Here is a 14,676-nt window from a genome sequence, read left to right on the forward strand (position 1 = left end):
AGAATTATTTATGAAAGTTCAATGTATAACAGAAGAATCATTATTCAGACCTGAAGCAGTAAGGTGGCGGGATAGAATGAACCTCCTTGAACCTATGGGTGATGCACTGGTTATTTTACCGTGCAGCATGAGAAAACCCTATTCTTCCTCAAGATCCCATATGATTTTCCAGAAATATACAAAAGGCATCCAGGAAGTCATATTAACATCTCCATTTGGTATCTGCCCTCGTGAGCTGGAAAAAACATATCCAATACAATCTTATGACACATCCACAACAGGAGAATGGTCTCATGAAGAAATTAAAGTTGTGGGAGAATGTTTAAGAAATTATGTTGGTGAAAAAGAGGTAATAGCACATGTAGAGGGAGGATACAGGCAAGTATGTGAAGAATATCTTGATGATGCTATTTATACATCCGGAGGCAAAACAACATCTCCAGAATCCATAAAAAATCTTAAAATGGAAGTAAAAAAGCATCCGAGAATTAGGGGAAGGACTAAAACACTGCACATGCTCAGATCAATTGCTAGATATCAATTTAACACTAAAAAAGCAGATGCACTAATACCGGATGATGTAAAAATCATTGGAAGATTTGATAGAAGAATAATCAGGGATGGAAAACAAATAGCCACTTTACACTTTAATAATGGATTTTATTCTCTGAATTTAAAGGGAGGAGACATATTAAAGGATATTGGAGTTAAATGGGTAGAAATTGGCTTTGAACTTAAAACAAACACCCTGTTTTCTCCTGGAGTTGAAGATGCCCATAATGATATAATTCCAAATGATGAAGTGGTAATTTTAAAAGATAATGAAGTTGCTGCTGTTGGGAAGGCTGTATTAAGTGGAAATGAGATGAAAAGAGCCAGCAAAGGTATTGCAGTAAAAATCAGGCACCGAAAAAAACAAAACCCTCAAAAATCATGATTTTTTGGGGCATGGAAAAAACAAAGTTTTTTCCGGTTGTGAAACTCAGTTTCACAAACACCGAAAGTTCTATGAACTTTCGAGTGTAATTTGCAAAGATATAAATAACTTTAAATATCATAAATAAAGACAATTAAAATACCCCTATTTTTAAATGATATTGGCTTTAAAAAGATTTATTTAAGCTTTAGGGGTTAGAATTAACATAAAATACTTATTTAGTAGAATAAAATAAAAATTTAATTTATTAGAGGAGATATTATGGCAGATGAATTAATAGAAAAAGTAAGAGATGCAGTGGCAACAGTACCTGACCCTCACATGGGTATAAGCATAGTTGAAATGGGAATTCTTCAAAATATTGAAATAGAAGAAAATGAACAAACTGTTGCCAAAATCACAATTAGACCAACCAATCCTGGATGTATGAGTGCAGCAAACATAGCAATGAACGTTAAGGTAGCTGCTGAAAAGGTTGATGAAATAGATAAAGCTGAAATAATTGTCGAAGGTCACATGATGGCTGACGCTATCTGTGAAATGGTAAATAAATAAAATTCTTTATTTAATGGTGTAGTTAAATGAAACATCCATGGAACGTTGTTGTTGTAACCGGCGTTCCTGGAGTTGGTAAAACATCACTCTGTAGAAAAATTAGCAAAGAATTAGAATATAATTACGTTAATTATGGAGATCTCATGCTTGAAATAGCAAGAAGCAGAGATCTTGCATCTACAGACCAAGAAATGTTCAGTCTTCCTATTGAAGAACAATATGAAATCTGGAAGACTGCTGCTTTAATAATAAAAGGTTTAAATCAGGTTATTATTGATTTACATGGTGTGGATCAATCTAAAATTGGTTACATCCTTTCATTACCTGTTGAGATCATTTATCCGGATATTATCATGGTTATTGAAGCATCAGAGGATAAAATATTCTTTAGAAGACATAAAGATCATAAAGAACGGATAGAAGACACTACAGTAACTTTAAAAGAACATAAATGGTTTTTAAGAATTACCATGGCTATTTGTTCTGTGATTTTTGGATGTAATTTGGCAGTATTAAAAAATGACAATTTTGAGGATTGTTTATTACAGATGAGAAATATTTTAAGCAAATGAAATCCAAAATGGATATTATCAGTAAAGATTATATATGATGAAGTTTAAATCTTGAAACTACCTTTTTGTAGGTTTATGGATTGTTAAAAATCCTGAATATATATTATCATATTACTAATTCAATGGGGGCCCGTGGCTCAGCTTGGTTAGAGCGCACGGCTGATAACCGTGAGGCCCTGGGTTCGAATCCCAGCGGGCCCATTGATTTTTTTTATTTCGAGTATCAATGTTAATCTTCTGATAATTTAATTTTTAAGAATACCTAAATAATAATTTAATTAAAAAAATGAAAAATGGTTACAAAAAAATTTATATCTAAAAAAAATACATATAATAATCTGGAGCAATGTGGTAATTAATTACCTCATTTTATTATATTTTTTTTAAAACAACCAATCAGTGCTCATTTTGACAATATTTAGTCATTACTTGATTTTATAAATTCATTTAGTTTTTCAAGAGTTTTACCTGATTTAACAGCGTTTCGTGCTATTTTAAATCCATGCTTAAAGTCTTTTGCAGCACCAGCAATAAAAAGAATAGCCCCTGCATTTACAAGGCATAAATCAAGTCTTGCTATATCCATTTCACTTTCTTCATTACCCTTTAAAACCCCAAGCACAATTTCTTTATTCTCATACAGACTTGAAGATGCTTTAATTAATTCTCTATCTGGCCTTTTTATACCAAAATCTTCAGGATATATTTCTTTTACTTCTATTTTATCATTATAAAGTATCGCCATCTTTGTTTTCCCGATGGTAGAAATTTCATCCATTGCAGGATTTCCTTCTTCATCAAATCCATGAACAACCAGCGCCTTCTTCACTCCAAGGTTTTTAAGCACATTAGCCATTACTTCAACATACTGGGGATCAAAGACCCCAAGAAGTTGGATATCTGCATTTGCAGGAGATGTTAAAGGCCCTAAAATATTAAAAACAGTTCTAATTCCAAGTTCTTTTCTAACATGCATTACATTTTTCATTGCAGGATGGAAATTAGGGGCAAACATGAACCCTATATTGCTTTTTTCCATACATCTTTCCACTTCCCTGGCATCTGCATCAATTTTAACCCCCAGAGCTTCGAGTATATCTGCACCACCGCATTTACTTGTTATACTCCTGTTACCATGCTTTGCTATTACAACACCGCATGAAGCAGCTATTATTGCGGAAATAGTACTTATATTAAATGTTTTTAAATTATCACCTCCTGTTCCGCATGTATCAACAAGTGGAGCATTTATATTTGGAGAAACAGGCACACAGATTTCACGCATAGCTTTTACAAAGCCTGTTATTTCATCTACTGTTTCTCCTTTTATTGAAAGGGCGGTTAAAAAAGCAGATATCTTGGAATCACTTAAATTTCCACTTATTATCTGCATCATACAGTCATAAGCTTCATTTTCATCTAAATTAAGACCAGATACTACTTTTTTTAAATAGTTGTCCATCATAAAAATCACAAATTAACTTTCGTTGCCTCTTTTAGCTCTTTGCAAAATTTACCAATTTTTTGAAGCACTTTCTCTTTATTATTAAGATTTTCAGTGATAATATTTAATATAGCGCTGGCAACAATTGCACCATCTGCACCAGCAGTGATAACCTCCCTCACGTGTTCAGGTCTGGAAATACCAAAACCAACAGCTATTGGAATCTCACTATGCGCTTTTATACGTTCTATAAGTTCAACAGTACTGATTTTAAGCTCATCCCGTGCCCCGGTAATCCCCATAACTGCAACAACATAAAGGAAGCCAGAACACATTTCTAATATTTCTTGAAGTCTCTCATTGCTTGTTGTCTGGGCAGCCATGAAAATCTGCTGAACACCATGCTTTTCTGCCACTTCAAGAGCATCTTTTGCTTCTTCAGGAGGCAAATCAGCTGCAAGGATGGCATTAGCTCCACTTTCTTTTGCAGTTTTATAAAATTCATCAAGACCCATTTTGTAAATTAAATTGTAGTACGTCAAAATTCCAATGGGTATATCTGTAAATTTCCGAACACTTCTTATAAATTCAAACCCTCTTTTAGTAGTCATACCAGAATTAAGAGCCCTTATATCTGCTAATTGGACTGTGGGTCCATCTGCGACTGGATCACTGAAGGGAAAACCTATTTCAAGGGCATCAGCACCATTTTCAACAAATGTTTTAACAATTTTAATAGATGTTTCAAAGTCTGGATCACCTGCAACTATAAAAGGAATTAATGCACCTTCTTTCCTGGCTTTTAATCTATTAAATACATCTTCATAGGTTTCAATATTCATAAATTTACCCCCATAAGCTTTGCAAGTATATCAACGTCTTTATCTCCCCTACCTGAGAGATTTATGACAATGGTTTTTCCTTTGTTTTTCCTTGCATACTTTTCGGCCATTCCGACTGCATGAGAGCTTTCCAGTGCAGGTAGAATCCCTTCATATTCTGAAAGAAGCTTAAAACCTCTAAGGGCTTCCTCATTTGTTACAGGATAATATTCTGCACGCCCTTCACTACTTAAAAATGCATGCTCTGGCCCTACACCAGGATAATCAAGACCAGCAGATATTGAATGAGCTTCAGCTATTTGTCCATGATCATTTTGGAGAACAAAGGAGAGAGATCCATGTAAAATCCCTTCAGTACCTGCACTGATTGTTGCACCGTGTTTGCCATCTAATCCTTCGCCTCCACCTTCAGCGCCAATAAGATTTACTTCTTTATCATCTATAAATTCGGAAAATATCCCCATGGAATTACTTCCACCACCGACGCATGCTATTACTGCATCTGGAAGTTTTCCCTCTTTTTCAAGGATGTCTGCTTTAGTTTCTTTACCAATAACTTTCTGGAAGTGTTTTACCATCATGGGATAGGGATGAGGACCCATTGTAGATCCAATAAGATAATGGGTTGTATCTGCACTTGAAACCCAGTCTCTAAATGCGTCATTGATCGCGTCTTTCAATGTTTTTGAGCCGTTTTCGACGGGTATAACTTTTGCCCCGGATAGTTCCATTCTGAAGACATTTAATTTTTGCCTTTCTACATCTTCACTGCCCATATAAACTTCAGTTGGGATTTGGAGAAGTGATCCAATTACTGCAGTTGCAATTCCATGTTGTCCTGCCCCGGTTTCTGCTATTAATCTTGTTTTACCCATATACTTCGCAAGAAGCCCCTGTCCGAGGGTGTTATTTATTTTATGAGCTCCTGTATGGAGTAAATCCTCACGTTTCAGATAAATTTTACATCCTAATTTTTCTGATAGATTACGTGCATGATAGAGGGGTGTTGGTCTCCCTGCAAACTCTCTTAAATAATATTCAAGTTCTTCATTGAATTTTTTATCATCTTTGAATTTTAAAAATGCCCTTTCCAGTTCTTCAAGGGCAGGAATCAGGAGTTCTGGTACAAAAACCCCCCCGTATTTACCGAATTTCCCATCTAAAATCATCAGATCACCTTGCATTTTTTCATAAATTCTTTAAATTTAAGTGAATTTTTAATTCCAGGACAATCTTCAATGCCTGAATTTACATCAACATAATCAAAATTCTCTTTAATTATTTTTCCTTCTTTTTCAATCCTTTCTATGTTCATTCCACCTGCAAGAAACAATTTGATATCAGGATTACTCATTTTTGCAACTTCGGCCCCTTTAATTGCTGTTTGGAGCGGAATTTGTTTTCCAGTTCCGCCACTTTTTCCAGAAATCATGGAATCAAACAATAAATAATCACAGACCTTAGAAAACTGCTCTATTTCTTCAATTTTAACTTCATCAATATTTTCAGCAATTCCAATTGCTCTAATGATGTTAATTCCATTTATTTCAGAAATTTCTTCAGGGGATAATGAATGTAACTGCACATTTTTGATATCACATTTTTCTACCTTTTTAATGACTTCTTCAGCACTATCTGGTTCCATTACCAGCACGGCTTTATCCGTATCTTTCATGGAATTTTTCAGTTCATTTATTTTCAGGGTATCAACGAATCTCATGGATCGTTTAATATTGATAAACCCTATAAAGTCAGGATTAAGTTTTTCTGAAGATTTTAAATCTCCAGATCTTGTAATTCCACAGATTTTAGCCTTCATTTTCTTCAACCTTTATGTTTTTTCCTGCTTTAACCAGTTCTTCTACTTTTTTAGATATATCAACTGATTCCATTATGCTGGAACCGATTAAAACTGCATCAGCACCATAGCTTCCAAGAAGTTTAATATCTTGTCCATTTTGCACTCCGCTTTCTGATACAAGAATTATATCTTCAGGTACATGTTTTGCTAGCTTTTCTGTTCTTTTAAAGTCAATACTGAAATCATTGAAGTTCCGGTTATTTATTCCGATTATATTTGCCCCTGCTTTTTTGGCTATTTCTATTTCTTCTCTGTTTTTACACTCCACAAGAGCATCCATTTCAAAATAATGGCATAAATCAATTCCAAATCTCAGATCTTTATATAAATCTGCCATCAGGAGCACTGCACTTGCTCCACAGGAACGGGCTTCATAAATCTGGTATTCATCAATAATAAAATCCTTTCTAAGGACAGGTAACTTGGTGGTTTTAGATGCAATTCGCAGATTTTTAACACTGCTTTTAAAGAACATTTCTTCGGTTAATACAGAAACTGCACTTGCTCCTCCTTTTTCATATAAATGAACCACATCTTCAACCATTAGATTGGAAATATCACCTTTAGATGGTGATGCTGGTTTGTACTCACAGATTATGGAAATATCTTTTTCATTAATAATTGCCTTTTTAAAATTTGCCCTTATCTTCGTAACCCTGATATTTTCTTTTAATTCGCTTAAAGGCCGATATTTCATTTCTCTTTTAAGTATTTTCTTCCTTTCGGTGATTATTTGTGAAAAACTGATCATGAACCCACTTCCAGGAAGTTTTTAATTATTTGAACACCTTGAGCAGTCCCTATGGACTCTGGATGAAATTGCAGGCCGAAAACAGGACTATCAACATGTTTTATTCCCATAATAGTCCCATCATCTGTTTTTGCAGTGATTTCTATACATTCCGGAATGCTCTCTTTATCACAGATAAGTGAATGATATCTTGTAGCTTCCATGGAATTTTCAACCCCTTTAAAGATTCCATCATCTGTATGGTGAATTTTGCTCAATTTACCGTGAATTGGCTTAGCTCTTGTAATTTTACCTCCAAACGCTGCAAAAATTCCCTGATGCCCTAAACATACTCCTAAAATAGGAATTATACCATTAAATTCTTTTATCACGTCCATGCAAATCCCAAAATCTCTTTTGTTTAATGGATTTCCAGGACCTGGAGAAATGATTATTTGATCTGGATTAATTTGCCTTATTTCTTCAACACTGATTTCATCATTTCTTTTAACCATAATGTCCTTTTCAAGTTCCCCTATTAGCTGATATAAGTTATAGGTGAAGGAATCATAATTATCAAGTATAAGTATCATTTTTAGTCCTCCAAACTTGAAATATTCTTACCACTTGCAAGTTCAAGGGCTTTTACAAGTGCCTGTGCCTTATTTTCACATTCAAAATACTCATTTTCAGGTATAGAATCATATACGATTCCTGCTCCTGCCTGTAATTTGGCTCTATATCCTTTACATATTAAAGTCCTTATAACAATTGCAAAATCAGCATTTCCATTCAGAGAGAAATAACCTAAAGCACCACCATAAGGTCCTCTTGAAATTCCTTCAAGTTCATTAATTATTTCCATTGCCCTTATCTTGGGGGCACCGCTTAAAGTTCCTGCAGGGAAAATAGATCCAAATGCATCTACCGCAGTCATATCCTCTCTTAATTTTCCTATAACGTGAGAAACTATGTGCTGTACATGCGAAAACTTTTTTACAGCCATATATTCGGGGATGATTACAGAATCAAATTCACTTACTTTCCCTACATCATTTCTTGCAAGATCAACAAGCATTAGATGTTCTGCAAGCTCTTTTTCGTCATTTAATAATTCATTTTCTAATTTTTTATCATCTTCAATGTTTTTACCGCGTTTTCTTGTTCCTGCAATTGGAAATGTTTCAACGTTTCTTCCTTCAACCCTTACAAGCATCTCTGGACTTGAACCGATTATTTCAGTTTTTCCAAGTTTTAGATGATACATGTAAGGTGAAGGGTTCATTTTACGAAGATTTTTATAAATTGAAAGTTTATCCCCTTTTATTTCGTATTCACGGGCATTGGAAATCACACTCTGGAATATTTCACCTGCTTTTATTTTCTCTTTAGCAAGTTTCACCATATTTTCAAATTCTTCCTTTGAATGCTGTTGTTTTTTGAATTTGAAATCAATATTACCAATTTTATGACTTTTTTTTGCCATCTGGTTTATTTCATCTATTCTGTTTTCGCCAAGTGTAACATATTCGCATTTATTCTGTAATCTATCGAAAATTATGGAGTCTAAGAATAAACCAAATTCAAATTCAGGGTAGAAAGAATCATTTGTCTTTATATTTTCAAAATATCTTGCTGCTTCATAGGATATGTAGCCTACAAGACCCCCTACAAACCCTTTTTTTTCGAAACTTTCAGATGTCAGTTTCTTTATTTCATCAAAAGGATTTTCTGTTTCAATTTCTTCTTTCATCCCCTCTTTTTCCATAATTAAAACATTATCTTTAGCTTTTAATATTGCAACGGGTTTAAAACCTAAAACCGAAAGTCTTGAAAGTCCGCTGTCACTTTCCATTGATTCAAGGAGAAATGCACTTTCTGAGTTTCGATAAATATTTTTAAATAATTCAAAAGGAGAATCGAAGTCAATTTCAATACTCTGAGGTTTTTTTAATTTAATATTGCCAAAAACATTCACTGCCTTTCATATTGTCACCATAATTGAATTTATCACAATAAGTAGTATTCTGTAAAGTACTATTTAAAGCTTTATAGTACATATTTGTACTTTAAACCGAAATCTTAAAATAGAAAGAACTATAAAGGGATATTAAGCACAGATATGTACATTATAAAACAGGAGATCGGTATGTGGGAGAAAATAAAACATAAATTTGAAAAATTTCCGGCACGTATGAACGTAGCAAGGAAAATAGTAGAATATGGATTGTGTGTTGGTGAAAATGGCAAAATATATTGTGGTGATATTGAAATAAGTGATTTAGCAATTGCAAGAGCAGCAAATGTTGATAGGAGAAGCATTAAAACTACAGTAGATGTGATTCTATCTGATGAACAGCTTGCAAAGATATTTTCAAATATAATCCCCGCAGGGCCACTCGTTAAAAATGTAGCAAAAGATCTGGGATTTGGTGTTGTAGAGATCGAGGCTGAAGCTGAAAATCCAGGAATAATTGCCAAAGCTACAGATTTAATATCAAAGGAAAATATAAGCATTAGGCAGGTTCATGCAGGTGATCCTGAATTTGAAGAAAACCCCCGTCTTACTATTATAACAGAAAAGCCAATGGATGGAAATTTGATAAATAAATTTCTGGAGATTGAAGGAGTGATAAGGGTTTCTATATATTAGCAATAATTAAGTTTATAAGTATTGAAAATATATTTTTAAAAAGTTTTAAATTATTCAATTAAATTAATTATTAAAAACAAGGTGCAAATGATGGATACAACAATATTAATCTTATTGATACTGATATTCAGCTTCATAGGAGTTTCTGGACTTACATTTGTATTAAACAGAAATGCTGAAGCCTAAATTTTTCTAAATAGTTTTCTATTTTTTTATTTTCCTGTTTTTTCAAATTTTATTATAAATTTTGTACCATTACCGTTTTCAAGTTCTATAGATCCATTCAGCTGTTTTACAAGGGTATTTACAAGCTGCAATCCTAATGATTCTGTATTTTTAAAGTCAATGTTTTCAGGAAAACCAATACCATTATCTCCAACTATCATTTTGAGCGAATTCCCTTCCTGTAACATTTCAATGCTAATCTCTCCATAATCTTCTGGACTGTTAAATTTTAAATCTGTTTGTCCGTGAACTATGTTCACTGGAATTGAAGATCCCTCAAAATCTTTGTTTTTGGAGTCGGGAAAAACTTCATTTCCCTGGTTTTTATCTTCAAACTTGCGAACAACGTTCGCAGGGAATGCATGTTTTAAAGAATTGGTCACAAGTTCATTTAATATGAGGCCGCAGGGAATTGCAGAATCAATATCCAGCATCACACTCTCTACATTTATCTTCGATATTATCAGCCCTGATTTTATTCCATATGAGTTAAAAAGCCCCGATACCAGTTTCTGAATGTATTTTTCAATGTTAATTCTTGCCAGATTCTCGGATCTGTATAGATTTTCATGAATCATGGCCATAGATCTTACTCTATCCTGACTTTCCTTGAAAATGTCCCTGTAGTTATCATCTTTAATATATCTGGACTGAAGACTTAAAAGACTGGAAATTACCTGCATGTTGTTTTTAACTCTGTGATGAATTTCTTTTAATAAAACCTTTTTTTCTTCAAGTGAAGCTTTGATTTGTTCTTCTGCATGTTTACGATAATCTATATCTCTTGTACCACATACAAATCCCATGTGCTCATTTTCATGATTGAATATTGGAGTACCTACAGTTTCAAGCCAAACATAAGTTTCGGTATCCTTTTTAAAACGATATTCTATTTCATTAGGATATGTGTAGTACTTTGCATTCTTAAAAAATGATTTGAATGTTTCAAGATCATCAGGATGAACAAAATCCAAAACATTTTTCCCTAACAGGCTTTTTGAATCATATCCTAAAATTTTTTTAGACGAAGGACTTAAATACTGATAAACACCGTTTATATCACTTTGGGTAATTAAATCCATCATGTTATTAGTTATAAGGCTCAGATGTTTTTCTCGTTTTTCCAGTATATCCTGATTAGCCTGTAATAACTTCTGAGTCCTGTTACTATCCTCCAGAGCGATAATCTGGCGAATAAATACCAGTGTTATTATAATCACTGCTCCTCCGAGCAATACATTGGTATTGGATCCTTCAGGATAAAGATAAATCCAGAATAATAATAGATATATAAAAAAGAGCCATAATAATGGTAAATATGAACTTAAATTAATTTTAGGGGATAATTTGTATGGAAAAGATGATATATATCTGATTTTTTCATCGTTGATATAATAAATACCGGCGAGGGCGGTTAAAATATATGAAGTTGACCATCCTGCATCTAAAAGTCCGCCAGAATTATATATTCCATATAAAAATTGATATAAAAAAATTAAATTGGTAATGACAAGAATTAAAGCGCTCATAATTAACAATAATAATGGGGTTTTTTTAACCTGTCCAAACCAATTAAAAAATAAATAAAAGAGTGTAAATAACAAAAAGATATCCAAAAACAAATAAGATAACGATATAACTATGCTGAATGGGTTTTGCATCTGAAGAAGGGGATTTATTAGAACTACCCATAGAACCAGGGCAAAAGACACAATTAAAATCCCTGTATCAATAAGAATATGATATTTTTTGATATCATGGGTTTGAGTAACAGGTAGATGAAGAATACCCATTATAATCAAAGGATAATAAGCTAAATAAAAAATGTCGGCAATGGAGGGTGATGAAGGCTGATTGAAACCAATTGGAAGAACAATCCATATAATGTTACCCAAAAATGTAACCAATAAGGATAATGTAATTAAAATCCATCCTATAAATGCTCTTTTTCCATATTTAGAAGATATCTTTGATACATACAGTAAAATACTTAAAACAAGTAAATTTATGATAATAAATATGATTTTATTTAAATCAATAGAGCTGGGTACATTTATTAGGGTTTTAATGATGGAAATGAATGTAACGAAGATTAATAGATTCTTTAAAATTCTTATTTTATCCTTATCTTCCGAAACATACATAAATCATCAACCATAAGAAATTTTTATTATTAATAATAATTTAATCAGTTAATGATATTTAATTAAAAAGATGTATTTATAGTAAATACCAAATTCTTGAAAATTCAGGATCTAGAAAATTAATTGATATTAGATATAATTTATTTAATTCTCTAAAAATATATTAGTTCAATAATCACTTCCTAAAATGTTTTTATTTTAAAACGTGATTTTATGGAGGGGAAGGTTTAATGTAATAATTTAATTTTCATAAATATCTGAACAATATACATTCAAAAATGAAATAAAGTCTAAATAGCGTTTATTTTAACAAAAATAATTGAAGATTGATTAAATAAAATTGAAATAAAATCCAATATTTAATTCAGTTAAAATTAAAAATTACTGGTTGTCTTCTTCATCCAAAGCTTTTAGAAGTTCTTCCCATGCTTCCAGTGATTCTTTGGCTTCTTGATCGCTTAAAACTTCTATAGCATATCCTGAATGAACCAGTACATATCTGCCTACTTCAACATCTTCCACTAAATCCAGTTTAGCGTTTTGACGTACTCCTCCAAAGTCAACAACTGCTACATTATCGTTAATTTCTATTATTTGTGCTGGGGCTGCGATACACATTGAGATCTCCTCTTAAATAGTTTTTAATTAATAAATTTTGATTATTTAATAAAAAGTTTTAATTTCAAGCTAAATTTTTCTAAACTCAACTATTTTTAATAATTTTAATATGTAGTTCTACCATATAAAATATGCGATGGAGGAAATTTTATGGATATAGTGATTATTGGGGGAGGACCTGCCGGTAGAACTGCAGCCATTGAAGCATCAAGCCTTGGAGAAAACGTTACACTTATTGAAGGAAATAAAATTGGGGGCACTTGCCTTAATGAGGGTTGTATGGTTGTTTGCGGATTAAATGAAGTTTCAAAATTTATTATTGATGCAAAAAACTTTAAAGATCTTGGAATAATTGATGATACTCATGAAATCTCTTTTGATAAAGTAATTAGCGGCGTTAAAAATACTGTAGATAAAATCAGTCATGTTCTTGAATCTGAAACTAAAGAAGCGGGAGCAGAAATAATAAGTGGTAATGCAGAGCTTCAAAATGAAAAAGTCACAGTAAATGACGAAGAGCATGATTATGATAAATTGATTATAGCTACGGGTGCCAGGCCTTTTATTCCTGAAATTGAGGGGGCTGAAAATGCCATTACCTACAAGGATATATTAAATTTAACAGAACTTCCTGAAGGGTTAAATATAATAGGAAGTGGGATCATTGCAGCTGAATTTGCCAATATATTTTCTACTATGGGCGTAAAAGTTAATATTCTATGTAGAAATCAATTTTTAGGAATGCTTGATATGGATATTAAAACATATTTGGTTAAAAATCTTTTAACTGATGCATTTATCCATGAAAATATTCAGACAGAAACGATATACGAAGACCATATTTTAACTGAAAAAGGACAAATGGAAGGTAAAACTTTGTTCGCTGCAGGTATGATCCCCAATTCTGAAATTGCCTCAGATATTGTTAATACCAATGAAAAGGGCCATATAATTGTTGATAATCGGATGCAGACAAGCCGTGAAAACATATATGCAGCAGGAGATGTTGCCAGAAAAATAGGAAACACACCAATTTCAAGGGCAGAAGGAGTAGTAGCAGCTAGAAATGCGTGCGAAATTTATTCAGAGATGGATTACAGCCTTATTCCCTATGCAATTAATCTATATTATGATGTGGCATTTATAGATTCCAAAATCAATGGTGGAGGTATGGAAGGATATATTCCGGGCTCAGCAGGTCCAGGATCATTTTGGAGAGTTCTTGAAGGCATGACAGGCCTCACAAAGATGAATGTAAACGAAGACAGGGGCGTAAATAAGATTTTTTCAATCTCGCCTTCATCACGTACCAGTATGGCTTATATATCTAAATTATTGAGGGAAGGGCAAAAAATTGATGATTTCGATGATTTTATAGAAGTACATCCTTCAACAGATGCCATATACAAATTAATGAGATTTTTTGCAAGATTTGAATGATTAATACGTGTATAATATTAATAAACTTTAAAAGGTGATAAATAAATGTTCAATTTCAAATCTATAGGTTTTGGTATTGCAGTGGCTGTTTTATTATATTTTACATTCCTAACTTTTGGTTTAGGTTCTATGGGTATACTGGGTTTCGTTTTAGGGGCTTTATTCGGCGGTTATTTACTTGAAGGCAGCCTTAAAGATGGGGCGATCCATGGGGCTATAATAGGTTTTTCAGGTTATATAATAGCTTTAATTATCCTATTGATTATAGCAAACTTTTATTCAGTTCAAACAATTTCATTAACTACAAGATGGTTAAATCTGGGGTTAGTACTGGTTATTTATACATTTATAGGAGCATTTGCAGGAGTTTTAGGTTCTTTAATAAAAAAGAAGGTTGTAAAATAAATTTTATTCGATTAATAATTTTTATTTTTGATTTGCTTCATTAACGATTATTTTTGCAATTTTATCGGCAGATTCAAGGACTTCTTTCCTATATTTGGAAACTCTATTTTTTGTTTTATCTAAATTTTCTAAAAATTCATTTACAGTTTTATCTAAGTTATCCAGATCACTTTCAACCATAGCACCCTTAAAAACTTCCCCCATGTTGTGATATCGGCCATATTTTACCCTTAAAAGAGTTATAATTGGT

Annotated in this window: 16 protein-coding genes and 1 tRNA gene; 7 read left to right on the plus strand and 10 right to left on the minus strand. The window is 32.7% G+C overall.

Annotation, left to right across the window (positions count from 1 at the left end; all coding sequences use genetic code 11):
* The first annotated feature begins 10 nt into the window (after positions 1-10).
* From QMD61_08985 to QMD61_09000, 4 genes are all read left to right on the plus strand, one after another.
* A complete protein-coding gene (locus QMD61_08985) occupies positions 11-937 on the plus strand; it encodes a DUF5591 domain-containing protein (protein ID MDI6724763.1) in 927 nt (308 codons plus the stop codon).
* A 261-nt stretch (positions 938-1,198) separates the two neighbouring features.
* Positions 1,199-1,492, plus strand: coding sequence for an iron-sulfur cluster assembly protein (locus tag QMD61_08990; protein ID MDI6724764.1), 294 nt, complete (start codon positions 1,199-1,201; stop codon positions 1,490-1,492).
* A 26-nt stretch (positions 1,493-1,518) separates the two neighbouring features.
* Entirely contained in the window at positions 1,519-2,064 is a 546-nt protein-coding gene (locus QMD61_08995; protein ID MDI6724765.1) for an AAA family ATPase, read from the plus strand.
* A 126-nt stretch (positions 2,065-2,190) separates the two neighbouring features.
* A tRNA-Ile gene (locus QMD61_09000) sits at positions 2,191-2,265 on the plus strand.
* Positions 2,266-2,482: 217 nt separating this feature from the next.
* On the opposite strand, the gene trpD is transcribed toward QMD61_09000, so the two are convergent.
* The 7 genes from trpD to trpE are packed head-to-tail and all read right to left on the minus strand — an operon-like array spanning position 2,483 to position 8,919.
* The gene (gene trpD, locus QMD61_09005; protein ID MDI6724766.1) at positions 2,483-3,529 is read right to left on the minus strand and encodes an anthranilate phosphoribosyltransferase; all 1,047 of its coding nucleotides are present in this window, start codon (positions 3,527-3,529) and stop codon (positions 2,483-2,485) included.
* Between the two features lie 5 nt (positions 3,530-3,534).
* Positions 3,535-4,350 carry a tryptophan synthase subunit alpha gene (gene trpA, locus QMD61_09010; protein ID MDI6724767.1) on the minus strand — a complete coding sequence of 272 codons (816 nt, stop codon included), beginning with the start codon at positions 4,348-4,350 and terminating at the stop codon, positions 3,535-3,537.
* Positions 4,347-5,519 (minus strand): tryptophan synthase subunit beta, encoded by a 1,173-nt coding sequence (gene trpB, locus QMD61_09015; GenBank protein MDI6724768.1) that lies wholly within the window; start codon positions 5,517-5,519, stop codon positions 4,347-4,349. The genes trpA and trpB overlap by 4 nt, the downstream gene beginning before the upstream one ends.
* On the minus strand, positions 5,519-6,169 hold the full coding sequence (locus tag QMD61_09020; protein MDI6724769.1) for a phosphoribosylanthranilate isomerase: 651 nt from the start codon (positions 6,167-6,169) through the stop codon (positions 5,519-5,521). The genes trpB and QMD61_09020 overlap by 1 nt, the downstream gene beginning before the upstream one ends.
* A complete protein-coding gene (gene trpC / locus QMD61_09025; GenBank protein ID MDI6724770.1) occupies positions 6,159-6,962 on the minus strand; it encodes an indole-3-glycerol phosphate synthase TrpC in 804 nt (267 codons plus the stop codon). The genes QMD61_09020 and trpC overlap by 11 nt, the downstream gene beginning before the upstream one ends.
* Positions 6,959-7,534 carry an aminodeoxychorismate/anthranilate synthase component II gene (locus QMD61_09030; GenBank protein MDI6724771.1) on the minus strand — a complete coding sequence of 192 codons (576 nt, stop codon included), beginning with the start codon at positions 7,532-7,534 and terminating at the stop codon, positions 6,959-6,961. The genes trpC and QMD61_09030 overlap by 4 nt, the downstream gene beginning before the upstream one ends.
* A 2-nt stretch (positions 7,535-7,536) precedes the next feature.
* Positions 7,537-8,919, minus strand: coding sequence for an anthranilate synthase component I (gene trpE, locus QMD61_09035; protein ID MDI6724772.1), 1,383 nt, complete (start codon positions 8,917-8,919; stop codon positions 7,537-7,539).
* 171 nt (positions 8,920-9,090) lie between these two features.
* On the opposite strand from trpE, the gene QMD61_09040 reads away from it, so the two are divergent.
* On the plus strand, positions 9,091-9,594 hold the full coding sequence (locus QMD61_09040) for an amino acid-binding protein (GenBank protein MDI6724773.1): 504 nt from the start codon (positions 9,091-9,093) through the stop codon (positions 9,592-9,594).
* A 212-nt stretch (positions 9,595-9,806) separates the two neighbouring features.
* Here QMD61_09040 and QMD61_09045 read toward each other — a convergent pair whose 3' ends face one another.
* Together QMD61_09045 and QMD61_09050 are read right to left on the minus strand one after the other, a co-directional pair.
* Positions 9,807-11,963, minus strand: a complete 2,157-nt coding sequence (locus QMD61_09045; GenBank protein MDI6724774.1) for a histidine kinase dimerization/phosphoacceptor domain -containing protein — start codon at positions 11,961-11,963, stop codon at positions 9,807-9,809.
* 381 nt (positions 11,964-12,344) lie between these two features.
* Positions 12,345-12,581 carry a HypC/HybG/HupF family hydrogenase formation chaperone gene (locus QMD61_09050; protein ID MDI6724775.1) on the minus strand — a complete coding sequence of 79 codons (237 nt, stop codon included), beginning with the start codon at positions 12,579-12,581 and terminating at the stop codon, positions 12,345-12,347.
* Positions 12,582-12,731: 150 nt separating this feature from the next.
* On the opposite strand from QMD61_09050, the gene QMD61_09055 reads away from it, so the two are divergent.
* On the plus strand, positions 12,732-14,021 hold the full coding sequence (locus tag QMD61_09055) for an NAD(P)/FAD-dependent oxidoreductase (GenBank protein ID MDI6724776.1): 1,290 nt from the start codon (positions 12,732-12,734) through the stop codon (positions 14,019-14,021).
* A gap of 45 nt (positions 14,022-14,066) precedes the next feature.
* Complete coding sequence (locus QMD61_09060; protein ID MDI6724777.1) at positions 14,067-14,426, plus strand: DUF5518 domain-containing protein; 360 nt, start codon at positions 14,067-14,069, stop codon at positions 14,424-14,426.
* Positions 14,427-14,447: 21 nt separating this feature from the next.
* On the opposite strand, the gene QMD61_09065 is transcribed toward QMD61_09060, so the two are convergent.
* Positions 14,448-14,676, minus strand: a 229-nt coding sequence (locus QMD61_09065) for a glycosyltransferase family 1 protein (GenBank protein ID MDI6724778.1), incomplete at its 5' end; no start/stop codon positions are given.

Origin of the sequence: Methanobacterium sp. (assembly GCA_030017655.1) — an archaeon.
Lineage (GTDB): Archaea > Methanobacteriota > Methanobacteria > Methanobacteriales > Methanobacteriaceae > Methanobacterium_D.